The sequence below is a fragment of the Dactylosporangium sp. CA-092794 genome, from assembly GCF_050948465.1.
Taxonomy (GTDB): domain Bacteria; phylum Actinomycetota; class Actinomycetes; order Mycobacteriales; family Micromonosporaceae; genus Dactylosporangium.
In genome coordinates, this window is the sequence record NZ_CP192044.1 from 7474193 (window position 1) to 7497528 (window position 23336).

The following is a 23336-nucleotide window of genomic DNA, read 5'->3' on the forward strand; positions in this document are numbered from 1 at the left end:
AATCGCTCAGCCGGTGAACGCTCGCGGTTCGACGAGGACGAGCCAGTTTCCGCTGTTGTCGCGCATGACGGCCTCGACACCGTAGGGCCGCTCCTCGGGCTCCTGCAGGAACACGACGCCCTTGGCGGTCAGCTCGGCGTGGGTCTTGCGGCAGTCGTCGACCCGCAGGCCGAGCCCGCCCATGCCGCCCTTCTCCAGCTGCCGGCGCACGAACGCGGCGGCCTCGTCGTCCAGCGGCGGCCCCGGGGTCATCAGCGTGACCTCGAGCTGCGGCTGGGAGGGATGACGGACGGTGACCCAGCGGAACTCACCCATGGTGACGTCGGAGGCCGCCTCGAACCCGAGCACGTCGACGTAGAAGGCGCGGGATTCGTCCTGGTTGAGGCAGTACTGCGTGACCAGCGAGATGTTGGAAATCATGCCCGCGAGGCTACTCGGCGTGACCTTCGCCGCCTTCTCCAAAATTGCTCTTCAGCACGCCGGCCATGAACAGCCAGCACCCGGGGATGTGCGGCGCGCCGGCCTTGGCCCAGCGGTTGCGGTACGCCACCGGGCTCTCACCGACGATCCGGGCGAACCGCGCCGAGAACGAGCCCAGGCTGGTGAAGCCGACCGCCATGCACACCTCGGTGACGGTAAGGTTGGCGTTGCGCAGGAGGTCCTGCGCCCGCTCGATGCGCCGGCGGGTCAGATAGCGCATCGGCGTCTCGCCGTAGGCATCTTCGAAACACCTGATGAAGTGGTACTTCGAAACAGCCGCGACGGCGGCGACCGTGCTCAGGTCCAGCGGCGCCCGGTAGTTGCGGTCGATGTGGTCGCGCGCGCGGCGCAGGTGCGGCAGCAGTTCGACCGGAACCGTCACCCCGTCACTCTAGTGCTTCCCCCCTGCCCCGCACTTCAGCGCCTGTTTCCCGCTTGCTCTCGCGCCGTGCTTCGGTGCCTGTTTCCCGCTTGCTCTCGCGCCGTGCTTCGGTGCCTGTTTCCCGCCAATCCCCGCTTCGGCGCTGTTTCCCTCCGCTTCGCGCTTGTTTTCCCGCCGCTCCGTGCGTCTTTCCCGTTTCCCGCCGCTCCGTGCGTCGGCGCCTGTTTCCCGCCGCTCCGCGCTTCGGCGGTGATCGAAGTCTGCGAGGGGTCGCGCGGAAGGTCACCCGTCCACTAACGTGGCCCCCGCGCGCCGCTGCCGGGCGGCGCGCACACCGAGAATGGGGAGCTTGCACAGGTGCGCGGCCGGCGATCGGTATTCACCATGGTCAGTGCGGTGGCCGCACTGCTGATGGCCGCGCTGCTCGGGGTCGCCGCCTGCGACGGCGACAAGCCGCAGCACACCGCCCAGCCCGCGGCCTCCTCCGCCGCCCCGGCGAGCGCCGCACCCAGCCCGACGCCGTCGCCGACCCCTTCCGCCTCGCCCTCCCCCAAGCCCCCGGCGTCGCCCCGCCCCTCCGCCTCGACCTCGCGTCCGCCCTCGACCAAGTCCCCCGCCGGCGGGTTCACCGTCCGCCCGCCGGGCACCGGCCAAGGCCCCGCCGGTTCGCTGAGCCGCACCCAGGGCACCGACATCGCCCTCACCTTCGACGACGGCCCCGACCCGGTGAACACTCCCGCCATCCTGAAGATCCTGCGCGACAACGGCGTGAAGGCCACCTTCTGCATGGTCGGCTTCCGCGTCCGCGACCATCCGGAGCTGGTCCGCCAGATCTACAACGAGGGCCACACGCTGTGCAACCATTCGTGGCAGCACCTGACGGACCTGGCCAAGCGCGACCCGTCGTACATCGACTGGGACCTGAAACACACCAACGACATGATCCACGCCGCGGCCGGCCCCGACGCCCCGATCAAGTACTTCCGCGCCCCCGGCGGCAACTTCACCCCTGACCTGGTCGCCAAGGCTAAGTCACTCGGCATGGACTCCATCTACTGGGACGTCGACCCGAAGGACTGGGACCACAAGCCGGACTCCTCCGACGCCGCCCACATCTCCCGCGTGATCGCCCAGGTGAAGTCCCACATCCGCCAGGGCTCGATCATCCTGTCCCACGACAACGGCCAGCCCGACACCATCGTCGCGTACCGCACGCTGATCCCCTGGCTGAAGCAGTACTTCACCCTGGAGTGCCTGCCAACCTAACGGCACCCTCCACAGCCACCCCCACATCGCCGAACCGTGACACTGTCACCGTCGAAAACCGTGACAGTGTCACCATGCCCAACGGCGACAGTGTCACCTGTCCGCCAAGCCCGCACGGCTCCAACCTCAACGTCCCCGCCGCCGCCGGACCGCAACCGTGACACTGTCACCATCGAACACCCTGACACTGTCACCGTCAGAGACCGTGACACTGTCACCACCAGCAACCGTGACACTGTCACCATCGGACACCGTGACACCGTCACCACCAGCAACCGTGACAGTGTCACCACCAGCAACCGTGACAGTGTCACCGTCAGGAACTGTGACAGTGTCGCCGTCGGAGACCGTGACAGTGTCACGGTCAGAGACGATGACAGTGTCACGGTCCCCGAAGACCGCGCGCGCCGAGTCCGGCCGCGCCGCCTGCGGCTCCGCCACGGCAAACGCGCCCCAATCGTCGGTCCTGTTGGTCGCGCGGCACTAACTCTCCGCGATCACGCGCGTTTCTGTTGCGACACCGCGGTTTTCCATGAGCGTGGATACTTTTCGTACTTATAGGTACATAGACCATCCGCGATCATGAGAAACCGGCGTGCGCGTGTTGGGTTGTGCATGATCGCGGAGAGTTACAGCCTCCATGCCGTCCCGCGCGCCGGCATGTGCGCATCTACTCATGACTGAAATGTCGGATATGTCCGTCACGGAGCCGGCCATAGAAGCCCATGGTCAGCCAACGGACACGACGAGCAACAACCGGCCGTGAACACAGTGAAGAGAGCGGGCGACGATCAGCCCGGGGCTGCAGGGGCGGTGGCGCGGAGCAAGAAGCCGCCCCCGTCGCGGCGGCCGACTGTCAGGGTGCAGCCGGCGGCGTCGAGGCGCTCGCGCAGGCCGGCGAGACCGTGGCCGGTAAGTCCGTGGTTGACGAGGCCGTGGCCGGTGAGTCCGTGGCCGGCGGTGCCGTGGCCAGCAGTGCTCTGGCCGGAAGTGCTGTGGCCGGCAGTGCCCTGGCCGACAGTGGTGTGGCCGGAAGTGCCCTGACCGACGGTGCTGTGGCTAGCAGTGCCCTGACCGACAGTGCCGTGGCCAGCAGTGCCGTGGCCAGCGGTGGGGGTGGGGGGCTGGGCCGCCGGGGCCGGGCCGCGGCCGTCGTCGGAGATCTCGACCGCGTCGTGGTCTAGGCGGATCCAGCAGTGCTTGGCCTCGCTGTGCCGTACCACGTTGGTGACGCCCTCGCGCACGACCCAGGCGAACAGCTCCTGACGCCCCGGGTCGACCGCCTCGCCGGTCACCGGGACGTCGGCCTCGATGCCGGCCGCGTCGAGGGCGCTGCGGGCCGAGGCTAGCTCGTTGGACAGCGACATCGCCCGGTAGCCGGCCACGGCTGCCCGCACGTCGACGAGGGCCTCGCGGACCAGGCGCTGGATGTCGGCGAGCTCGGCCTCGGCGCGGTCCGGTGCTAGCTGCACCAGGCGGGCGGCCAGCTCGCTCTTCACCGATACCACGGTCAGCGAGTGGCCGAGCAGGTCGTGCAGGTCGCGGGCGAAGCGGTTGCGCTCCGCGTCGATCGCCAGCCGGGTGATCTCCTCGCGCGCGGCGGCCAGCTGGGCGTTGCGCTGCACGACCCGGGTCACGCCCCACACGGCGAGGGCGGCGACCAGGACGGCGAAGGTCAGGTCGACGCCGCTGTCCCAGCCGGGCACGACCCGGGGCAGGACGAACGCGGTCAGGCCGGCGCCGCTCACGATGCCCATCGCGGCCCGGGCCGGGAAGCTGAAGACGGACACGACGCCGATGTACACCAGCGTGGTGAGCCCCGACTCGCCGACGATCAGGGTCAGGATCGCGGCCAGCGCGACCATGCCGGCCAGGCGTACCACCGTCCAGGGCAGCACCAGGCCGGCGCCGGTGGTGCGCATCTGCTGCCGCGCGGCCCGGAAGGTGTCCAGGTAGAGGGCGCAGAAGCCGGCCGCGGCGAGCAGGCCGACGACCCGCTGCCAGGTCTCCGGGCGGTGCCAGGCGTCGAGGAACGGGCCCGCCATGTAGAACAGCCAGACCGCCGTCCACATCCAGAAGAACCTGGGTGGGGAGCGGCGGCTCGGCGGGGTCGGGGGCATGTCGAACACGGTAACCGAGGGCTAGGCGCGGGCGGTGTCCACGCGGAACCGGCGCAGCGCGATGACCGCGAGGACCACGGTCCAGCCGGCCAGCACCGCGATCGCCTGGCCGTCGATGTGGCCGTGGTCGAGCGGGCTGCGCGCGACCTGGCCGGTCCAGTACGACGGAGTCAGCTTGGCGATGTACTGCAGCGCGTCCGGCATCAGGTTGACCGGCACCCACAGCCCGCCGAAGGCGGCCAGGGTCAGGTTGATCAGCGCGGAGACCTGCTGGACGCTGTCGGGCTTGGCGAGGTACCCGATGACCACCCCGAGCGCCGCGAACGGCAGCGAGGCGAGCCAGGCGCCAGCGAAGCACAGCACCCACTCGGCCGCGGTGAGCCGCACGTGCAGGCCCACGGCCCCGACCACGAACGTGATGAGCACCGGCAGCACCCCGACGAGCAGCGCGAGCAGCACCTTGTTGAGCACGTAGGCGGCCGGCGAGAGCGGGGTCAGCCGCAGCGTGCGGTTCCAGCCCAGGCCGCGCTCGACGGCGATGGTGCCGCCGCTGGAGATGGCGGCGGTCATCGCGCCGAAGAGGGCCATGCTGACCATGACGTACTGCTTCGCGTCCGCGTCGCCGCCGACGGACACGCCGCCGATGATGAGCACGAGCAGGGCCGGCATCAGGGTCGAGAAGATCACGACGCGCTTGTTGCGGAACAGGCGGACGGCTTCCAGCCGCAGGTAGGTGAGGTTCACTGGGTGCTCCCGGCAACGGTGAGGGCGATGAAGGCGTCTTCGAGATTGCGGCTGGTGACCTCGATGTCACGGGCGTCGGTGGCGGCGAGCAGTGCGCGCAGGGCGGCGTCGGAGTCGTCGCAGTGCAGCAGCACGACCTCGCCGCGGGACTCGACCCGGTCGACGCCGGGCAGCGCGGCCAGTCCGGCCAGGTCCGCGCCGGGGATCGCGGCCCGGATGGTGCGGCCCGACACGGCCGATTTGATTTGTGCGGCGGTACCGTCGGCGACGATGCGCCCGGCGCGCAGCAGCACGATGCGGTCGGCGTAGTCGTCGGCCTCCTCGAGGTAGTGCGTCGCGAAGAGCACGGTGCGGCCCTGCGCGGTCTCCGCGCGCATCGAGGCCCAGAACGCGCGCCGGGTCTCCACGTCCATGCCGGTCGTCGGCTCGTCGAGGACCAGCAGGTCGGGGTTCACCACCAGGGCCATCGCGAAGCGGATCCGCTGCTGCTGGCCGCCGGAGAGCCCGGCCACCCGCTGGCCGGCGAACTCGGCCACGCCGGCCCGCTCCAGCACCTCGCCGACCGGGCGTGGGTTGCGCTGCAGCGCCGCGGCCAGCCGTACCGTCTCCGCGGCGGTAAGGTCCGGCAGCAGCCCGCCGCTCTGCATGAGCGCGCCGACCGCGCCGCGCCCGATGGCCTTCGCCGGCGCGTCGCCGAACAGCCGCACCTCGCCGGCGTCCGGGCGCAGCAGCCCGAGCAGCATGTCGATGGTGGTTGACTTGCCCGCCCCGTTCGGGCCGAGCAGCGCGACGACCTCGCCCCGGCGGATCGTGAGGTCAAGGCCGTCCACGGCGGTGAGCTCGCCGAACCGCTTGGTGAGGCCGGTCAGCTGGACTGCTTCGTTCGTCATGCCAACAGCATCGCCGGGAGCCGATGCCCATGCGGCTGCATCGCGTCACCCGCTCCCCCATGACAGATGTCATGCGGCGACCGCCGGGCCGGCCGCCGGTCGCCCGCGACATGCTCGCCGCCGGCCGCATCGCCCACGCCCGCCGACCTCCCCCGCCGACCTCCCCCGCGGGCCGCACACCTCGGACGGCGCCGCCGGTCCGAAGGGCCGGTCCCGGAATCCGCCGGCGGCGGCCGTCGCCCGCACACCCCCGGACGGGCGACGCCCGTTCGAAGGACGGCGCCCGGAATCCGCTACGGGCAGTGACGGTGGACGGCACCATGACGGTGCCCTCTCCCCACCGTTTCGGAGCCCTGACACCGATGCCGGCGAACTGGATGCAGCGGCGCGCGGCAGAGCGCCAACTCCGCCGGGACGCGACCGACAACCTTGCCACGGCGCCATCCTCATCCACCATTCCCGAGTTGCTCGGGCCCGCTGGCGAGCACCTGGACCGCGCCTCGCTGCTGGACCGCCACGGCGAACACCTCTGGCTCCTCGCTGTCCCGGGCGCGAACGGCCCGGGCGGCGGCGGTGAGGGCACGGGTGAGCCGCTGTCGTGGCTGCTGCGGGCGGCCTGGCGGCGCGCGGCCGGGGATCCGGCGACGGCGCAGCGGCCGGTGCTGGTCGACCTCGCCGCGCTGGCCGCCGACGGCCCGGTGACCGCCGACGCGGTCCTGCGGGCCGTCACCGCCGGCGAGGCCCCGCCGCACGGCTACCTCGCCCTGGTCACCGGCCTGGATACCGCCGGCGGCGCCGTCCGGGCCGCGGTCGCCGGGCTGTCCGGACCGTTGGCCCGCCTCGCCCCGGCGTCGACGATCGTGACGCTGTCGCACGCCGAGCCGGTGCCGGGGTTCCACGTTCCCGCGGTGGTCGCGCCCGACGCCCCGCCCGTACTCACCGGCGCCCGCACCGAGCCGGCGGCCTGGAACGACCTCGCCGCCCGCCTGCGCATCCAGCGGCCCTGGCCGGCGGCCCTGCTCGCGGCCGCGGTCACCGCCTGCGCCGGCGCGCCCGACGCGCTGCGCTGGCGCATCCTCGACGACCTGGCCGCGCTGCCCGACCGCCGCCTGCTGTTCCGCGCCGCCCTCGCCGGGAACGCGTGCGACGACGACGGCGTCCTGCGCGCCGCCCGCACCGAGATCGAGTCCCTGGCCGGCACCCCGGCGTCGGCCCGCGACCCGCTCTGGCTGTCCCGTCTGCTCTGCGTGCTCCCCGTCCTCGACGCCGCCGCCCCAGCAGCCCACGACACCGCCCCGGCCGCGGGCCGGCCCGCCGAACCACCCGCAGGCCGGGCCGCCGCGTCCGGCGCCATGGCGGCGGACCAGGCCTCGGAACACGGGGCGGCAGCTCCCCCGGCCCGGGCGGTGCTGCTGCGGCTCAATGCGACCGGCCGCCCGGGCGCGGCGCCGCTGGCGCTGCTGGCCCGGCGCGACCCGGCCGGGGCGATCGCGGCGGCCGAGGAGTCCGGCGACCCGCTCGACCTCGACGCCGTCGCGCGCGCCGCCGACGACCGGGCGGTGCTGCGCGCGATCCTGGGCCGGTGCGCGGCGGTGCCCGGCTGGGAGACCGCGCTGGTGTATCGGGCGCAACTGCAGCCCGGCGTCGCGGCGGCGCTGCTGGCCGGGCGCGACACCGGCCCGGGCGCGGGTCCGGTGCCGGCCGGGCGGTGGCGCGGCTACCGGCTGACCCGCGGCACGGTCTACGGCCGGCTGCTCGACGACGTCCTGGCCCGCCCGTGGAGCTGGCCGCCGTACGCCGCGCCGCTGCTGTTCACGCTGCGCCGGATCCGGCCACCGGCCACCGTCGCGCCGGTCGTCACCGCCACGCTGCCGGGCGCCGCGGGCGCGGCCCTGGTCGCCGCCCTCCTCGTCCTGGCCGTCGAGCGCCTGACCGCCGGCCCGATCGCCCCGGCGGCGGCGAGCGTCGCGGTCGCCGCGGGCCTCGCCGCCGCGGCCGGTGTCCTGGCCCGCCGCCTCCGCGCCTGGCGCGCGCCGGTGCCCGGCGCCGACCCGGCCGAAACCGCGAACAGCACCACCGAAACCACCCCAACCGGCGTCACCCCCTGCCGCCTGCACGCCCCGCACCCGCCCACGCCCGGCGCCGCCGCAGCGGAAACCGGCAACGACCAGGCCGAAACCGCGCCGGCCGGAATTGCCGAGGACCAGATCGTGACCACATCCGAGTGCGCGCGGTGCGAGCGGGTGGTGGGGGTGCGGCGGGAGTACGTGCTCGCGGGCGTGCTCGGGCTCGGCGGGCTGCGCCTCGCCGGAGTCGTGCCGGGGCGGGTCGCGGTGGACGAGCGGCTGCGGCGGGCGTGTGTGCGGGCCGGGGTGCCGGAGGCCGAGATCGCCCACCTGCTGCGGGTCCTCGCCGCGCGGCGCGGGGCGCATGGAGCGGCACCGGTGGTACCGGAGCAGGCATTTCGAACGGACGAACGCGAGCCTAGCGGCGGCTGAGCACGCGCGCGGTCAGGTTGCGGGCGGCCAGGCCCAGGCGGGTCTTCGGCACGACCAGCGCGGCGGCCCGGCCGGCGCCGCGGACCTTCGCGTCCGTGCGGATGCGGTGCTCGGTCTCGTAGCGGCGCAGGCCGTCGGCGATGCCGTGGCCGGCCAGGGCGGTGGCCAGGGTGTGGCCGCCGGCGATCGCCAGGCTCGAGCCGTCGCCGAACAGCGACACGCATGACGCCGCGTCGCCGACCAGCGTGATGCGGCCGCGCGACCAGGAGGAGAGGTGGACGCGGCTGACGCTGTCGAAATACGGGTCGGCGCCGTCGAGCCGGCCGAGCAGCTCCGGCACCCGCCAGCCGGCGCCGGCGTATGCCTCGGTCACGATCCGGCGGTGCTGCGCGGTGTCGCGGTGGTCGAATCCCGGGATCGCCGGGCCGCGGAAGATGAAGGCGAGCAGCGCGGTGCCGCGGGCCGGGTGCACGGACACCAGCCGGCCCGGTTCGTTGTAGGCCAGCACGTCGGACGGGTCCTCGGCGGGCTCGTCGAGGGGCAGGGTCGCGACCCAGACGCCGAGGTGGCTGACCAGGTCCGTCTCGGGGCCGAAGGCGAGCCGGCGCACCGTGGAGTGCAGCCCGTCGGCGCCGACGACGAGGTCGAAGCGCTGCGGGGCGGCGCGGTCGAAGGTGACGTCGACGCCGTCGGGGTCGGGGGCCAGGGCGGTGATCGTGTCGTCGAAGCGGAACTCGGCGTGGTCGCGGGCCGCCTCGAACAGCACGCCGGCCAGGTCGGCGCGGGGGATCTCCAGCGCGCCGGGCTCGGTCTGCATGGGCAGGCGGGCGACGGTGCGGCCGGCGCCGTCGACGACCCGCATGCGGGTGGCGTGCGTGGCGTGCTCGTGCAGGGCGGGCAGCACGCCCATGTCGGTGGCGACCGGCAGGGCCGGGCCGCGCACGTCGACGGGGTTGCCGCTGGAGCGCTGCCCGGCCGAGCGCTCCACGACGGTGACCCGGAATCCGTTCCGGGCGAGCCAGTAGGCGGCGGTGGTGCCGGCGACGCCGGCGCCGCTGACGAGGACCGAAGGTTGCATGCCCCCAACGCTATCCGCATTGAGTGCAAGTTTGCAATGAGTGCGACTTCACATTCGATGCGATAAGGTGTACCCCATGTCGCTACGGGAGCTGAAGCGCGCGCGGACGCGGCAGGCGCTGGTCGACGCGGCGGTCGAGCTGTTCGAGCGGGACGGCTACGAGCAGACGACCATCGCCGACATCGCCGCCGCCGCGGAGATCGGGACGCGCACCTACTTCGGGTACTTCGCCACCAAGGAGGACCTGCTGTTCCCGGAGAACGACGTGCGCCTGGGCGCCGCCGTCGCCGCGATCGCCGCCCGTGGCCCCGGCGACGGCCCGGCCGACGTGCTGCTGCGCGCGCTGCGGCAGGTCGGCGAGGACAGCGACGACATGACCGGCCGGCTCGCCGCGCTGCGGATGCGGCTCATCCGCCAGGTGCCGTCGGTGCGCGGCCGGGCGCTGCAGATCCAGCTCGACGCGCAGCGGCAGATCGCCCGGCACCTGGCCGGGGCGTTCCCCGGCCAGCTGGACCTGATCGCCGCCGCCGCCCTGGTCGGCGCCTTCGTCGGCGCGGTCACCGGCGCCCTGCAGGAGCTGCTCGACACCGCCGAGCCCGAGGACCCGCAGCAGGTCCGGCTGGCGGTCCAGCAGGCGACCGAGATCGCGCTGCGCCCCTGGCTCGCGCGTTGATCCGCCGTGCTGGGAAGGCCCGACCTGGACGAGGTGGCCGCGATGTCCGGCGACGTGAACCGCTACGGCATGGGCTCCACGCGCGACGTCGTGCCCCGCTACGGCAAAGGTCTCACCGGCTGAGGCGGCCGGCGGCCCGGCACGCTCAGCGCGACCGGTCGGCGGCCCGGTCGACGACGATGCTGAACTGGTCGATGCCGCGGATCAGGGCGGCGAGCTGGGCGAAGTCGACCGGCTTGCGGAAGTAGAACTCCGAGGGCACGCCGAAGTCGCGCAGCAGCTGCTCCTCCAGCGGGGAGCCGGTCAGCACCACGACGGTCAGGTCGGACAGGCGCGGGTTGCCCAGCACCCGGTCGAGCACCACCCGCCCGTCGACGCCGGGCAGGTTGAGGTCGAGCAGCAGGATGTCGGGGGTCGGCGCGCCGGCGTGGCGGCCCCGGGACTCCAGATACTCGATCGCCTCCAGGCCGTCGCCGAGGACGGTCAGCGGGTTGCGCAGCCGGTGCGCGCGGAACTCGTCGAGGGTATACGCCACGTCGCCCGCGTCGTCCTCCACCAGCAGGATGTGCGCGAGCTCCATGTATTCCCCAATTTGTTGCAGCTGTGCAATATTCGAGGGACACGATAGTGCACGTCGGGACGGACGGCCACCCGATGCCATGCAACCATTGCCCGGTGACAAGCACCGAACCGCTCGCCGAGGCGCTGATGGCGGTCAGCCGCAGCATGGTCGCGCTCGCCGCCCGCAGCCTGACGGCGGCCGGGGTGGAGGTCACGCTCACGCAGTACCGCGTCCTGGTCCTGCTCGCCGGCGACGGCCCGCAGCGCGGCGCCACGGTCGCCAAGGAGCTCGGCGTGGCCCCGTCGACGCTGACCCGGATGTGCGACCGCCTGGTGCGCCGGTCGCTGGTCCAGCGCTTCCACCGCCACCACGACCGGCGCTCGATCTGGCTGGGCCTGACCCCGGCCGGCCGCGACCTGGTCGGCGAGGTGATGCGGGCCCGCCGCCGGCAGATCGACGCGCTGATCGGCGCCGAGGGCCTGGCTGCGTCACCGCCGCAGCTGGCGCTGCTGCACGCGTTCGTGCGGGCCACGGGCGAGCTGCCGGACGCCGAGTGGTGGCGGCGCTGGGACGTCTCCGCCGACCCGGTGGACGGCGCGGTGGCGATCTACTCCCACCGAACGGGCCACGCGGGCTGGGCCGAGCGGCGCTGACCGGCCGAGGCGGGCCGCGGGCCGAGGCAGGCGCGCACCTCGGCGAGCAGCTCCGCCTCGGTGAACGGCTTCGCGAGCAGCGTGACCGACGGGTCCAGGGTGCCCTGGGAGGCGAGGATCGGCTGGGCGTACCCGGACATGAACAGCACGCGCGTGCCGGGCCGCAGGCCGCGGACCCGCTCGGCGAGCTCCTTGCCGAGCATCTCCGGCATGATGACGTCGGTCAGCAGCAGGTCGACGCCGCCCGGCCCGCCGACCACGGCCAGGGCCTCGGCGCCGTTGGCGGCGGTGATCACCCGGTAGCCGTTGCGGGCCAGGATGCGCCGGGTGACCTCGCGCAGGGCGTCCTCGTCCTCGACGACCAGGATGGTCTCGCCGGCGCCGTGCTCGGCGCTGCCCGCGCCCGGCGTCCCCGGCCGCGGCTGGTCCGGGCGCTGGTCGGTGACCGGGAAGACGGTGGTGACGGTGCTGCCGTGGTCGGGCCGGGAGCCGATCGCGATGGCGCCGCCGGCCTGCACCACGATGCCGTAGACGGTGGCCAGGCCCAGGCCGGTGCCCTGGCCCTTGGGCTTGGTGGTGAAGAACGGCTCGAAGGCCCGGTCGATGACGTCCTGGGTCATGCCGGTGCCGCTGTCGGTGACCCGGATGACCGTGTGGTGCCCGGCCGGCAGGTCCCAGCCGGACCGGTGCCCGGGCTCGAGCGCCAGGTCGTCGGTCTCGATGCTCAGCACGCCCCCGGTCGGCATCGCGTCGCGGGCGTTGACCGCCAGGTTGACCAGGATCTGCTCGATCTGGCCGGGGTCGGCCAGGATCGGCCCGACCGTGGGGCTGAGGTGGGTCACCAGCGTGATGTGCTCGCCGATCGTGCGGCACAGCAGCTGCCGCACGTCGACGACGATGTCGTTGACGTCGATCACCCGGGGCCGGGCCACCTCGCGCCGGGCGAAGGCCAGCAGCTGGTGGGTCAGGGCGGTGGCCCGCTCCGCGGCCCGGCGGATCTGGCCCACGTCGGCGCGGGCGGCGTCGCGGTCGGTGCGGTCCCACCGTTCGCTCTCCAGCACCTCCTCGACGAACGCGAGGTAGTTGAGGATGACGCTGAGCAGGTTGTTGAAGTCGTGGGCGACGCCGCCGGCGAGCTGCCCGAGCGACTCCAGCCGCTGCGCCTGGTGCAGCTGCCGCTCCAGCCGCTCGCGCTCGGCCTGCGCCTTGAGCCGTTCCCGGTCGGCCTGCGCCTCGAGCCGCTCGGTGACGTCGCGGACCGCGGCCGAGACGAGCAGCCCGTCGTCGGTCTCCAGCGCCGACAGGCTGATCTCGGCCGGGAACTCGGTGCCGTCCTTGCGGCGGCCGGCCAGCTGCTTGCCGGCGCCCATCGGGCGGGCGACCGGGTCGGTGAAGTAGCCGCTGCGGTGCCGCGGGTGCTGCTCCCGGGCGGCCTGCGGCACCAGCAGCTCCACCGGCTGGCCCAGCAGCTCGTCGCGGCGATACCCGAACAGCCGCTCGGCCTGGGCGTTGACCAGCACGATCGTGCCCGCGGCGTCGACGCCCAGCACCGCGTCCGGTGCCGCCTCCAGCAGGCCGCGGAACATCGCCTCGGCCCGCTGCCGCTCGGAGGCGTCCCGGGACACCGACGCCACCCCGACGATCGAGCCGGTGGTGTCGCGGATCGGCGACATCGCCAGCGACACCGTGATCCGCCGGCCGTCGGCCCGGACCCGTTCGGTCAGGTACTGCTCGACCTGCTCGCCGTTGGCGATCCGGGCCAGCAGCGCGTCCTCCTCGGCGAGGCGCTCCGGCGGGTACAGCACGTCGACACGGCGGCCGAGCATGACCCCGGCCGGGTAGCCGTACAGCCGCTCGGCGCCCGGGTTCCAGGTGGTGATGACCCCGGCCAGGGTCTTGCCGACGATGGCGTCGTGCGAGGACTGCACGATCGCGGCCAGCTGCGCCTGGGCCTCCGACGCCCGCTTCCACGCGGTGACGTCCCGCACCCCGGCGACGACCAGCTGCTCGCCCTCCACCTGCAGCGTGGACAGCGAGATCTCGGCCGGGAAGGTGGTGCCGTCGCGGCGCCGCCCGGCCAGCTCCATCCCGGCGCCCATCGGCCGGGCGTGCGGGTCGGCGAGGTAGTCGCGGCGGTGGCCCGGGTGCACGGCGCGGGCCGCCTCGGGCACCAGCAGCTCCACCGGCTGGCCCAGCAGCTCCCGGCGGGCGTAGCCGAACAGCCGCTCGGCCTGCGCGTTGACCAGCACGATGACGCCCGCGGAGTCCACGCCGACGATCGCGTCGGGCGAGGCTTCCACCAGGCCCGCCGCCTGAGCCGACCATTCCACCGCCACGGGGCGTCACCACCTCAGCACAGCCAACCGGCAGTCTTCATCGAACCACGAACGGCCCGCTCTTGATCACGGAATGCGGCGATCCCGTCACGGTGTGGTCAGGGTGAACGAGAACGTGGCGCCGCCGCCAGCCTCGCTGGTGGCCCAGACGCGCCCGCCGTGGCGGTCGATGACCCGCTGTACCGTGGTCAGGCCGATCCCGGTGCCCGGGAACTCGGCCGCGTCGTGCAGCCGGCCGAACGGGCGGAAGAGCTGGTCGGCGTGCTCGGGCGGGAAGCCGGCGCCGTTGTCTCGCACGTAGAAGACCGGGCCGTCGCAGCCGACGTCGATCGCCGGGTCCGGGGCGCGGCCGGTGAACTTCCAGGCGTTGCCGATGAGGTTGGTGTACACCACGCGGATCAGGTCGGCGTCGCACGCCGCGCTCATCCGGGCCGCGACGGCGACCCGCACGGCCCGGGACGGGTCGCGCTGGCGCAGCTCGTCGACGACGTCCTCGGCCAGCCCGGTCAGGTCGACGTCGCCCCGGCGGATCTGGCCGCGGTTGGCCCGGGCCAGCGACAGCAGCGCGTCGATGAGGGCGTTCATCCGCATCGCCGCGGCGTGGATGCGGCCCAGCTGCTCGGCGGCGTCCGGGTCGGCGTCCTCGGTGAGCAGCTCGCTGTAGGTGATGATGGTCTGCAGCGGCGAGCGCAGGTCGTGCGAGACCGAGCCGCTGAAGGCCTCCAGCTCCCGGTTGCGCCACTCCAGCTCCTCGACCAGCTCGGCGCGGGTCTCGGCGAAGCGGCGGGCGGCGCGCTCCTCGGCCGCCTCCATCTCCCGGCGCACCAGCTCGTCGCGGATCCGCCGGTTCTGCTCGTGCAGGTGCTGGCGGCGCAGGTGGGCGCGGACGTGGGCGCGCAGGGTGCCGGTGCCGTCGGCCCGCTTCACATAGTCGTCGGCGCCGGCGGCCAGGCACTCCAGCAGCGCGTCGTCGCGGCCCACGACGATCACCGGCATGTCGCGCAGCCCGGGCACGGACCGGATGCGGTCGCACAGCTCGCGGCCGTCGATCTCGGGCAGGTGCAGGTCGACGACCGTGCAGTCGGCGGGCTGCACGGCGAGCATGGCCAGGGCGTCGTCGGCGCAGCGGGCCAGGATCGCCTCGTAGCCGTCCTCGTGCAGCAGGCCCGCCATGCTCGACAGCCGGCCGCTGTCGGCGTCGACGAGCAGGACCCGCGCCGGGCGGGCCCGGCCGGCCTCGGGCAGCGGCAGGGCGGCGGCGCTCTTGCGCAGTACCGCCGCCAGCTTGGCCAGCACCACGGCCAGGTCCTCCTGCTTGCGCACGAACGCGTCCGCGCCCGCCTCGAGGATCTGCAGCTCGGTGGTGTAGTCGTCGGCGGCGGTGAGCAGCAGGCACGGCACGTTGCGCAGGGCGGCGTCGAGGCGGACCCGGCGGATCACGGTGGCGCCGTCGATGCCGGGCAGCACCCCGTCGACGATGATCGCGTCCGGCGGCCGGGCGGCGGCGATGCGCAGCCCCTCCTCGCCGCTGGCCGCGGTCGTCACCTCGTAGCCGGCCGGCTCCAGGGTGTGCCGCAGCAGCTCGCGGTAGGTGCGGCTGTCGTCGATGACCAGCACGTGCCGGTGGTGCTCCGCGCCCGGGCCGTGGCGCAGCAGCTCGCGGGCGCGGGCCACGACCACCGGCGCGTCGTAGGGCTTGCCGACGTAGTCGTCGGCGCCGGTGCGCAGGGCCCGCAGCCGGTCGTGTACCTCCGCCTCGGTGGACAGCAGCAGCACCACCGCGTCGGCGTGGCTGGGATGGGCGCGCAGCCGGCGCAGCAGGTCGACGCCGTCGCCGTCGGGCAGGCGCACGTCGAGCACGGCCACGTCGAACTGCTCGGCATCGAACGCGGCGACGGCGTCGGCGCTGTCGGCGCACAGGACGGTCTGGAAGCCGTCGGCCTCGAACGCGTCGTGCAGGTCCATGCGCACGGTGAGGCTGTCGTCGACGATCAGGACGGTGTTCGCCACGCGAGCCTCCCCGAAAGCGCCCCCGGGGACCGGCGGCCCACCGCGGCGAGCCGCGCGCCGATCTCCTCGGGCGGCAGGACCTCCGCCGCCGCGCCCAGCGCCGCCGCCTCCCGGGGCATGCCGTAGACGACGCAGCTGCCGGCGTCCTGGGCGTACGTGACGGCGCCGGCCCGGCGCATGGCGAGCAGCCCGTCGGCGCCGTCGCGGCCCATCCCGGTCAGCAGGCACCCGGCCGCGTTGCCGCCCAGGTCCATCGCGACGGACTCGAACAGCGCGTCGACCGCGGGCCGGCAGGAGTGCCGGGGCGGGCCCGCGCTGAGCTGCAGGTGGCCGCCGCGGACCAGCAGGTGCCGGTCCGGCGGGGCCATGGTGACCCGCCCGCCGAGCGCGGACAGCGCCTCGCCGCCGCGGGCGTAGCCGACCAGGCGGCCGGTCTGCTCAGCGAGCCAGCCGGTGAACGCCTGCGCGAACGCCCCGCCCGAGGCGAGGTGCTGCACGTAGAGCACCGGCACCGGGAACTCGGCCGGCAGCGCGCGCAGCAGCCGCACGATGGCGCCCGGCCCGCCGGTCGAGGCGCCGACGGCGATCGCCCGCACCCCCGGCGGCGGGCCGGGGGTGCCGGCACCGTCCGGGTGCGGCGGCGGGACCGGCAGCCGCCGGGTGACCACCCGGATCCGCGAGACCACCTTCACCGCGGTGCGCAGCCGGTGGCCCCAGGTGTCGTCGGAGGCGTCGCCGCGCGGCTTCTCCAGCACGTCGACGGCGCCGGCGGCGAGGGCGTCGTAGGTGGTGAACAGCTCGCGGCGGTCGGCGGAGCACACGACCAGGATCGGGGTCGGTGCGTGCGCCATGATCTGCTCGGTGGCGGCGAGTCCGGACATCACCGGCAGGACCACGTCCATGGTGATGACGTCGGGGCGCAGCCGGCGGCACAGCTCGACCGCGGCGGCGCCGTCGGTGGCCTCGCCGACGATCTCGAACCCGTCGGCGCGGGTCAGCGCCTCGCGCAGGAACTGGCGTACCGTGGCAGAATCCTCCACGACGAGCACCCGGATCATGCCGGCGCACCGGCCAGCGCGCGGATGTGGCCGAGCAGCTCCTCCTGGTCGAACTCGCTCTTGACGATGTAGGCGCCGGCCCCCGCGTCCAGCCCGCGGCGGCGGTCCTCGGCCGAGGCGCGCGAGCTGACCAGGATCGCCGGCACGTCCCGCTGGGCCGGGTCGGCGCGGGTCTGCTCGACGAAGGCGAAGCCGTCCAGGCCGGGCATGTCGATGTCGACGAGGAACAGCGCGTAGCGGCGGTGCCGGGCCCGCTCCAGGGCCTCCTCGGCCGAGGCGGCGAGCTCGACCCGGTAGCCGGCCGACTCCAGGATGCTGCGCTCCAGCATGCGGGTGGTCAGCGAGTCGTCGACCACCAGGATCGGGTCGAGGCGCGCCGGTTCGCCGGGCGCGGCCGGCGGCGGGCCCGGGGTGCGGGCCGAACCGGCCGCGTCGGCGAGGCCGACCGGGTCGAGCACGATCCGCGGGTTGCCCTCGGCGTCGATCGACACGCCGCCGACCACCGGCGAGGCCGGCGCGAGATCCGGCAGCGGCCGCACGACCAGCGTCGAGGTGCCCAGCAGCCGGTCGGCGCCGACCGCGATCGGGCGGTCGCCGGCGGCGAGCACGACCGCGACGCCCCGCCCGTTCGGCCCGGTACCGCCGCCCGCGGCGGCCAGCACCCGGCCGAGCGGCAGGAACGGCAGCACCCGCCCGTCGTGGGCGAGCGCGCCGGCCGCGGCCGCGGCGGCCGCCTCGACGCCGGGCAGCAGCACGCAGGTGCGCACCGCGTCCAGCGGCAGCGCGGCGAGCACCCCGCCGGCCTGCACGACCAGACCGGACAGGGAAACCAGCGACAGGGGTACGACCAGCTCGACGTCGGTGCCCCGGCCCGGCTCGGTGTGCACGGACACCTCGCCGCCGAGCCGCTCGGCGACGTCACGGACGGCGTCGAGCCCGATGCCCCGGCCGGACACGCCGGTGACCCGCTCCGAGGTGGAGATCCCGCCCTGCATGAGCAGCCGCATCAGCTCGCGCACGTCGGCGGCGGCGCCGTCGGCGACCAGGCCGCGCCGCTCGGCCTGCCGGCGCACCGCCTCGAGGTCGAAGCCGCGCCCGTCGTCGCGGCAGCGGAACGCGGCGAACCGGCCGCGGCGGCGCACGTCGACGCTGACCCGGCCCTGCGCCGGCTTGCCGGCGGCGAGGCGCTCGGCCTCGCTCTCCACGCCGTGGCTCACCGCGTTGCGCACCACGTGCAGCAGGGCGTTGCCGGCCTGACCGAGCACGTGCGGGTCGAGGCGCAGGTCGCCGCCGTGGCTGTCGAACTGCACGGACTTGCCCTCGGTGCTGGCCACGTCGTAGACGGCCCGGTGCAGGGCGGCGAGGACCTGCTCGGCCGGGACGAGCCGGAGCCGCTCGGCCCGGCCGCGGATGTCGTCGAGCTCCCGCTCCACCTGCTCGACGGTCTCGGTGAGCTGCCGGCCGAGCGCGGTGAGGTCGCTCGCCAGGCCACCGGCCAGGCCCGCGCCGCGCTCGGCGGCGCCGGTGCGCAGCTGCTCGGCGAGGCTCTCGGCGGTGCGCCGGGCCCGCTCGACGGTGGCCGCCTGACGGCGCAGCGGCGCGAACCGGGCGTGCGCCTCGTCCACGGCCTCCAGCAGGTCGTCGACGTCGGCGGCGGCGCCCCGCCCCGGCTCGGGCACCGGCTGGTCCTCGCCGGCCGCCGGCCGGGCCAGCGGTTGCAGGGCGGCCACCAGCTCCGACATGGTGTCGGTGAGCCGCAGCAGGTCGCCGACGACCGCGGCGGGCACCGGCTCGGCGCCGTCGCGGTAGGGCACGAGGATCTCCTCCAGCGCGTGCGCCGCGTCGGCGAGGGCGGCCTGACGCACCACGCGGGCGGCGCCCTTGAGGGTGTGCGCGTTGCGCAGCAGGCCGGCGACCGGCTCGGGGCCGGCGTCGCCCTGCAGCTCGAGCACGCCCCGGCCGAGCTGGTCGACCAGCTCGCGGGCCTCGATCCGGAAGTACCGCAGCGGATCCTTGGGCTGGGTCATGTGCCGTTGTCCGCCGTGACCAGGCGCAGCAGCGACGTGGACAGGCCGGTGAGGTGGGCGGCGGTCTGGCGGGTCTGCACCGCGCTGGACTCGCTCTCCTGCGTGACCCGGGCGGTGTCGGTGACCGCCACGTTGACCTGCTCCACGGCGGTGGTCTGCTGCTTCGTCGACAGCTCGATCTCGCGGGCCGACTCGGTAGTGGTGGCGACCAGGTCGGCGATCTGCTGGAACGCGGCGGTGACGGCGGTGAACTGCCGGGTGCCCGCGTCGACCGCCTTCGCGCCGGTCTCGGTGGCCATGACGGTGGTGTTCACCGCGCCGCGCACGTCCTCGATCAGGGCGCGGATCTCCTTCGCCGAGCCGGCGGTCCGGTCCGCCAGCTTGCGGATCTCGTCCGCGACGACGGCGAAGCGCCGCCCCCACTCGCCGGCCCCGGACGCCTCGATGGTGGCGTTGATGGCCAGGATGTTGGTCTGCTCGGCCAGCTCCGAGACGAGGTCCACGACGCCGCCGATCTGCTGGGAGCGCTGGCCGAGCTCCAGCATGTGCTGCACGATCAGGTCGACCTGGCGGCGGATCGCGGCGATCGAGGCGCGGGCCTCCTCGATGGTGGAGTCCCCGGAGCCGGCCGCCGACGCGGTCTCCTCGGCGACCTTCGCCACCCGCTGCGCGCCGTCGGCGATCTGCCGGGAGGTGATGAGCAGCTCCTCGATCGTGGTGGTGATCTCGCTCATCGCGGTGGCCTGCTCCCGGGCCCCGGTGGCCTGTTGCCCGGCGGACGCCTCCAGCTGCGCCGACGAGCTGCGGATGTGCCCGACGGTCCCGGCCACCTGGCGGGCCAGGGCGCGGCTGAGCGAGATCCCGGTGATGGTGCCGAAGACGACCGACGCCAGCTTGATGGCGATCACCACGGCGATGGTGACGTTCGCCCGGGTCGACGCGGAGCGCTGCCCGGAGCGCACCTCGGCGTCGAGCCGGGCGGTCAATGCGGTGATCTGCCGGTCCAGGGCGTCACGCAGCGGCGCCACACCGCTCTCGAAGGCGGCGCTGATCGCCGTCACCTCGGCGCCGGGCCGGTCGCGCTGGGCGAAGACCGCCTGCAGCGCGTCCTGGTGGCGCTGCTCGCCGGTCACGGCCTGGTCGAGCAGGTCCCGCTCGGCGGGGTCGTCCAGCACCCCGCGTACCCGGTCGACCGCGGCGGCGAACTGCTGGCGGGCGGCGGCGACCTGCTGCACGTAGCGCTGGTCGCCGGTGAGCAGGTACGCCCGCCCGGCGCTGCTCTTGGCCTCCACCGCCACCCGCAGCTCCTGCGCGGCGGCGAGCCCGCGCACGCCGACGTCGATGACCCGGTCCTTAGCCGCGGAGACGGTGCTCAGCGCCCAGACGGTGAGCGCGCCGGTCAGCACCGTCAGCGCCGCGGTGATGGTGAAGCCCAGGCCCAGCCGGCGCCCGAACGTCCATTGTCGTGCCATTGCCTACCGGTCCTCGGGTGTGTGCGGCGGGGCGGCGACCCGCCCGACCGCGGTCTGGACGGCCGCGCGCACGGCCGGGACGTCGACGATGGGCCGGGCCCCGCCGGGCAGCGGGACGATGCCGCGCAGGCAGCCGTGCGGCCCGTGCCCGGCGGCCTCCTCGACCAGCCCGTCGCGGGGGACCCGCAGGTGGCCGTCGAGCTCCTCGAAGGCGAGCGCCACCGGCGGCACGCCCGCGGCGAGCACCAGCCAGCGCGGGACGTCCCCGTTCCGGTCGGATACCGCGGGGGTACCGCCGGTGCCGAAGACGGCGGCGAGGGCGTACACGGGCACGATGGAGCCGCGGAAGCCCGCGACGCCGAGCAGCGCCGGCAGCGGGCCGGGCAGGCGGGTCACCGGCCGGTCCGGGAACAGGCCCGCCGCCTGGGTGAGACGCAGGGCGTACCGCACGCCGCCGGCCCTGATCGCGAGCAGGTCGTCGTAGCCGGCGACCTCGCTGCGGGGCGGGTCGGCGAACGAGCGGTCGAACTCCGCGCGCAGCCGGGCGAGCCGCTGCTCCAGGCTCCCGCCCTGCTTCGCCGGTCCGGCGGTGGTGGTCATGACACGGCCGCCAGTTCGGCGCGGCACAGCGCGATGAGGGCGGCGCGGCCGAACCCGCCGCCGAACAGCGCGATGCGTTCGGCGGTCTCGTCACGCAGGAGGCGTACCGCCCGGTCGAGCTCCACCTCGGCGGTGCGCCGGTCGTCGAGACGCCGGGCGAGCAGCCCCAGCCGCAGCCGCGGCATCGCGAACCCGGCGTCGAGCTGCGCCGCGATCCGGTGGTGCCGCTGCGCGGCGGCGTGGTCGTCGTCGCCCTCGCAGCAGTCGGCGAGCAGCTGGTGCGCGTCGGCGAACAGCGAGTCGCGCTCCAGCAGCCGCCGGCACAGCTCCGCCGCCCGCCCGGTGTCGCCGAGGTGGGCCAGCGCGCAACCGCGCACCAGCCACGTGTCGGGCCGGTCGGCCTCGGCGCCGGTGATCGCGTCGAGCACCCGCAGCGCGTCGCCGAACCGCTCCGCCTGCAGCAGCCGGACCGCCTGCTCACGCGGCCGCGGCCGCACCACCGGCACCGCCTCGGCCTGGCGCGCCACCGATCCCGCCTCGGGCTTGCGCGCCACCGATCCCGCCTCGGGCTTGCGCGCCACCGGTCGCGCCTCGGGCTTGCGCGCCAACTCCCGCCAGTCTCCCGGCGCTCCCTCGCGGCGGGCCGTCTCGCGGCGGTCTCCCTGAGCCGTCTCGCGGCGGTCTCCCGGCGCCGTCTCGCGGCGGTCTCCCTGAGCCGTCTCGCGGCGGTAGTAGAACGTGCCGTGCGAGTGGTGGACCGACAGGCCCGGGGGCCGGCTGCCCAGCGTGTCGGTGTGGCCGAGGAAGAGGTACCCGCCCGGGGTCAGCGCCCTGGTGATCCGCTCGACGACCGCCCGCCCGGCGTCGGGCGTGAGGTACATGAGGAGGTTGCGGCAGAACACGACGTCGTAGGTGTCCGGCGCGAACAGCAGCAGGTCCTCCCGCGCCACGTTGTGCTCGACGAACCGCACCCGGCCGCGCAGCCGGGCGTCGATCTCGACGCCGTCATCGCCGGCCTGGAACCACCGCCGCCGGGCCGCCTCGGGCGTCTCGCGCAGCGACCAGGTGGAGTACCGCCCGGCCATCGCCTTGCGCAGCGCTCCCCGGTTGACGTCGAGCCCGACGATCGCGGTCTCCCACCCGTCGGGCACCCGCCCGGCGACGACCATGGCGAGGGTGTACGCCTCCTCGCCCGTGGAGCAGCCGACCGACAGCAGGTCGAGCCGCCGGTCGCCGGCCCGGCCCCGCAGCCGCTCGGGCAGCGCGACCTGGTCCAGCACCCGGAACTGCTCAATGTTGCGGAAGAAGTACGTCTCGTTGACGGTCAGCGCCTCGGCGAGCGCGGCCAGCTCGGCGGTCCACGCGGTGGCGAGCCGGTCGAGGTAGCCGCGGTCGCTGAGCCCGTGCTGGGTGGCCCGCTGCTGGAGAATCTCGGCGAGCAGCGAGTCCTTCTTGTCGTCGAACGCCATACCGAGCCGCTCCGCGAGCAGCCGGCGCAGCCGCTCGACGCCCCCACCGTCACGCACCGGCACCTCCCGCACCCGGCCCCTCCACCCCGCCGACGGAGGAGGTCACGAAAAGTCCGGCGCAAGCACCTGACTTTTCGGACATATCATCATTTTTCGCCCCGTGCGCCGAAGAGGCGATTTGGGCGAACTCGGACCCGTCGACGCTGTCATCTCCGGTGCGGGCAGGGTCCACGGCGGCGGGCGAAGGCATGTCCGCGCGACGTTCCGCCGCCGCGCCAGCGGGCTCCGCGCCGACCCACGGAACCGCAGCGCCGCGACCCGCCGCGGCAGGGTCCGCGCCCACCCACGCAACCGCGACCCCGTGACCGGCCGCCGTGGCAGCAGGGTCCGCGCCGGCCGGCGGAACCACAGCGCCGCGACCCGCCGCCGTGACAGCAGGGTCCGCGCCCACCCACGCAACCGCGGCGCCGCCGCCGGCCGCCGTCGCGGCGGGGTTCGCGGCGGCCGGCGGAACCACGACCTCGCGCAGGAACCGGTCGATCTCAAGGTTGCCGCGCAGGAAGAGCAACGGCCGCCCGTCCAGCACCCCGACGCCGACCACGAGCGATCCGGCCGCGGGCGACCGGCCGACGGGATCCGGCGCGACCGCGCGCACCCCGACCACGTCGCCGGTGGCGAAGGCGACGGTCCCGTGTCCGGTCGCCGTCGTGACGAAGCGGGTCGGGCGGGCCGCCGGGTCGCCCAGGAGGCGGGCGGTGTCCACGACCGGCACCGCCGCACCGCGGATCACCGCCACCCCGAGCAGTGCGCCGCCGCCCGAGGCGACCGGCTGCACCGGCAGCGGGCGTACCGTCTCGACGACGTTGGCGAGCGGCAACGCGCACAGCACCCGCCCCACGCCGAAGATGAGCTGATCCTGCATCCGCATCACCCTGCCCCGCCCGTCCGTCACCCGCGCTGGGCACAGGATATGACGGCAAACGCGGCAAATGATCGTTTTGCGGCTTCCACCCGGGGC

At 74.6% G+C, this 23336-nt stretch carries 19 protein-coding genes; 4 read left to right on the forward strand and 15 right to left on the reverse strand.

From position 1 onward, the window contains the following. Window positions 1-6 precede the first annotated feature (6 nt). Entirely contained in the window at window positions 7-420 is a 414-nt protein-coding gene (locus ACQPXD_RS31855) for a VOC family protein (protein WP_432825027.1), read from the reverse strand. A 10-nt stretch (window positions 421-430) separates the two neighbouring features. Next, complete coding sequence (locus ACQPXD_RS31860; RefSeq protein WP_432825028.1) at window positions 431-862, reverse strand: helix-turn-helix domain-containing protein; 432 nt, start codon at window positions 860-862, stop codon at window positions 431-433. 396 nt (window positions 863-1258) lie between these two features. Between ACQPXD_RS31860 and ACQPXD_RS31865 the strand changes: the two genes are divergently transcribed. Next, window positions 1259-2128, forward strand: a complete 870-nt coding sequence (locus ACQPXD_RS31865) for a polysaccharide deacetylase family protein (protein ID WP_432825029.1) — start codon at window positions 1259-1261, stop codon at window positions 2126-2128. Window positions 2129-2919: 791 nt separating this feature from the next. Here ACQPXD_RS31865 and ACQPXD_RS31870 read toward each other — a convergent pair. Genes ACQPXD_RS31870 through ACQPXD_RS31880 form a run of 3 tightly spaced genes read right to left on the reverse strand, consistent with a single transcriptional unit; the run spans window position 2920 to window position 5882 of the window. Then, window positions 2920-4248 (reverse strand): sensor histidine kinase, encoded by a 1329-nt coding sequence (locus ACQPXD_RS31870; RefSeq protein WP_432825030.1) that lies wholly within the window; start codon window positions 4246-4248, stop codon window positions 2920-2922. A 21-nt stretch (window positions 4249-4269) separates the two neighbouring features. Next, the gene (locus tag ACQPXD_RS31875) at window positions 4270-4992 is read right to left on the reverse strand and encodes an ABC transporter permease (protein ID WP_432825031.1); all 723 of its coding nucleotides are present in this window, start codon (window positions 4990-4992) and stop codon (window positions 4270-4272) included. Next, window positions 4989-5882, reverse strand: a complete 894-nt coding sequence (locus ACQPXD_RS31880) for an ABC transporter ATP-binding protein (RefSeq protein ID WP_432825032.1) — start codon at window positions 5880-5882, stop codon at window positions 4989-4991. The genes ACQPXD_RS31875 and ACQPXD_RS31880 overlap by 4 nt, the downstream gene beginning before the upstream one ends. 464 nt (window positions 5883-6346) lie before the next feature. On the opposite strand from ACQPXD_RS31880, the gene ACQPXD_RS31885 reads away from it, so the two are divergent. Continuing rightward, window positions 6347-8380: a hypothetical protein gene (locus ACQPXD_RS31885; protein ID WP_432825033.1), complete on the forward strand. Its 2034-nt coding sequence runs from the start codon at window positions 6347-6349 to the stop codon at window positions 8378-8380. On the opposite strand, the gene ACQPXD_RS31890 is transcribed toward ACQPXD_RS31885, so the two are convergent. Then, on the reverse strand, window positions 8367-9458 hold the full coding sequence (locus tag ACQPXD_RS31890) for an FAD-dependent oxidoreductase (RefSeq protein ID WP_432825034.1): 1092 nt from the start codon (window positions 9456-9458) through the stop codon (window positions 8367-8369). The genes ACQPXD_RS31885 and ACQPXD_RS31890 overlap by 14 nt on opposite strands. 76 nt (window positions 9459-9534) lie before the next feature. On the opposite strand from ACQPXD_RS31890, the gene ACQPXD_RS31895 reads away from it, so the two are divergent. Beyond that, window positions 9535-10131: a TetR/AcrR family transcriptional regulator gene (locus ACQPXD_RS31895; RefSeq protein WP_432825035.1), complete on the forward strand. Its 597-nt coding sequence runs from the start codon at window positions 9535-9537 to the stop codon at window positions 10129-10131. Between the two features lie 145 nt (window positions 10132-10276). On the opposite strand, the gene ACQPXD_RS31900 is transcribed toward ACQPXD_RS31895, so the two are convergent. After that, the gene (locus tag ACQPXD_RS31900; protein WP_432825036.1) at window positions 10277-10711 is read right to left on the reverse strand and encodes a response regulator; all 435 of its coding nucleotides are present in this window, start codon (window positions 10709-10711) and stop codon (window positions 10277-10279) included. 95 nt (window positions 10712-10806) lie between these two features. Between ACQPXD_RS31900 and ACQPXD_RS31905 the strand changes: the two genes are divergently transcribed. Continuing rightward, window positions 10807-11346, forward strand: coding sequence for a MarR family winged helix-turn-helix transcriptional regulator (locus ACQPXD_RS31905; RefSeq protein WP_432825037.1), 540 nt, complete (start codon window positions 10807-10809; stop codon window positions 11344-11346). Here the strand turns inward: ACQPXD_RS31905 and ACQPXD_RS31910 are convergent. The 8 genes from ACQPXD_RS31910 to ACQPXD_RS31945 form a co-directional block, all read right to left on the reverse strand. Next, a complete protein-coding gene (locus tag ACQPXD_RS31910; RefSeq protein WP_432825038.1) occupies window positions 11301-13682 on the reverse strand; it encodes a PAS domain S-box protein in 2382 nt (793 codons plus the stop codon). The two genes, ACQPXD_RS31905 and ACQPXD_RS31910, sit on opposite strands and share 46 nt — an antisense overlap. An 87-nt stretch (window positions 13683-13769) precedes the next feature. Further along, a complete protein-coding gene (locus ACQPXD_RS31915) occupies window positions 13770-15692 on the reverse strand; it encodes a response regulator (protein WP_432825039.1) in 1923 nt (640 codons plus the stop codon). After that, entirely contained in the window at window positions 15674-16750 is a 1077-nt protein-coding gene (gene cheB, locus ACQPXD_RS31920; protein ID WP_432825040.1) for a chemotaxis-specific protein-glutamate methyltransferase CheB, read from the reverse strand. Before cheB ends, ACQPXD_RS31915 begins: the two co-directional genes overlap by 19 nt. Further along, window positions 16747-18777: a hybrid sensor histidine kinase/response regulator gene (locus ACQPXD_RS31925; RefSeq protein WP_432825041.1), complete on the reverse strand. Its 2031-nt coding sequence runs from the start codon at window positions 18775-18777 to the stop codon at window positions 16747-16749. The genes cheB and ACQPXD_RS31925 overlap by 4 nt, the downstream gene beginning before the upstream one ends. Next, window positions 18774-20249, reverse strand: coding sequence for a methyl-accepting chemotaxis protein (locus ACQPXD_RS31930; protein WP_432825042.1), 1476 nt, complete (start codon window positions 20247-20249; stop codon window positions 18774-18776). Before ACQPXD_RS31930 ends, ACQPXD_RS31925 begins: the two co-directional genes overlap by 4 nt. A gap of 3 nt (window positions 20250-20252) precedes the next feature. Then, window positions 20253-20849, reverse strand: a complete 597-nt coding sequence (locus tag ACQPXD_RS31935) for a chemotaxis protein CheW (protein ID WP_432825043.1) — start codon at window positions 20847-20849, stop codon at window positions 20253-20255. Next, a complete protein-coding gene (locus tag ACQPXD_RS31940) occupies window positions 20846-22375 on the reverse strand; it encodes a CheR family methyltransferase (RefSeq protein WP_432825044.1) in 1530 nt (509 codons plus the stop codon). The genes ACQPXD_RS31935 and ACQPXD_RS31940 overlap by 4 nt, the downstream gene beginning before the upstream one ends. After that, window positions 22368-23246 (reverse strand): chemotaxis protein CheW, encoded by an 879-nt coding sequence (locus ACQPXD_RS31945; RefSeq protein WP_432825045.1) that lies wholly within the window; start codon window positions 23244-23246, stop codon window positions 22368-22370. Before ACQPXD_RS31945 ends, ACQPXD_RS31940 begins: the two co-directional genes overlap by 8 nt. Window positions 23247-23336 lie beyond the last annotated feature (90 nt).

Bases quoted from the DNA above. Each gene is read 5' to 3' on its own strand.
- ACQPXD_RS31855 (WP_432825027.1), bottom strand. From the start codon at position 420: ATGATTTCCAACATCTCGCTGGTCACGCAGTACTGCCTCAACCAGGAC.
- ACQPXD_RS31870 (WP_432825030.1), bottom strand. From the start codon at position 4,248: ATGCCCCCGACCCCGCCGAGCCGCCGCTCCCCACCCAGGTTCTTCTGG.
- ACQPXD_RS31880 (WP_432825032.1), bottom strand. From the start codon at position 5,882: ATGACGAACGAAGCAGTCCAGCTGACCGGCCTCACCAAGCGGTTCGGC.
- ACQPXD_RS31890 (WP_432825034.1), bottom strand. From the start codon at position 9,458: ATGCAACCTTCGGTCCTCGTCAGCGGCGCCGGCGTCGCCGGCACCACC.
- ACQPXD_RS31895 (WP_432825035.1), top strand. From the start codon at position 9,535: ATGTCGCTACGGGAGCTGAAGCGCGCGCGGACGCGGCAGGCGCTGGTC.
- ACQPXD_RS31900 (WP_432825036.1), bottom strand. From the start codon at position 10,711: ATGGAGCTCGCGCACATCCTGCTGGTGGAGGACGACGCGGGCGACGTG.
- cheB (WP_432825040.1), bottom strand. From the start codon at position 16,750: ATGATCCGGGTGCTCGTCGTGGAGGATTCTGCCACGGTACGCCAGTTC.
- ACQPXD_RS31925 (WP_432825041.1), bottom strand. From the start codon at position 18,777: ATGACCCAGCCCAAGGATCCGCTGCGGTACTTCCGGATCGAGGCCCGC.
- ACQPXD_RS31930 (WP_432825042.1), bottom strand. From the start codon at position 20,249: ATGGCACGACAATGGACGTTCGGGCGCCGGCTGGGCCTGGGCTTCACC.
- ACQPXD_RS31935 (WP_432825043.1), bottom strand. From the start codon at position 20,849: ATGACCACCACCGCCGGACCGGCGAAGCAGGGCGGGAGCCTGGAGCAG.
- ACQPXD_RS31945 (WP_432825045.1), bottom strand. From the start codon at position 23,246: ATGCGGATGCAGGATCAGCTCATCTTCGGCGTGGGGCGGGTGCTGTGC.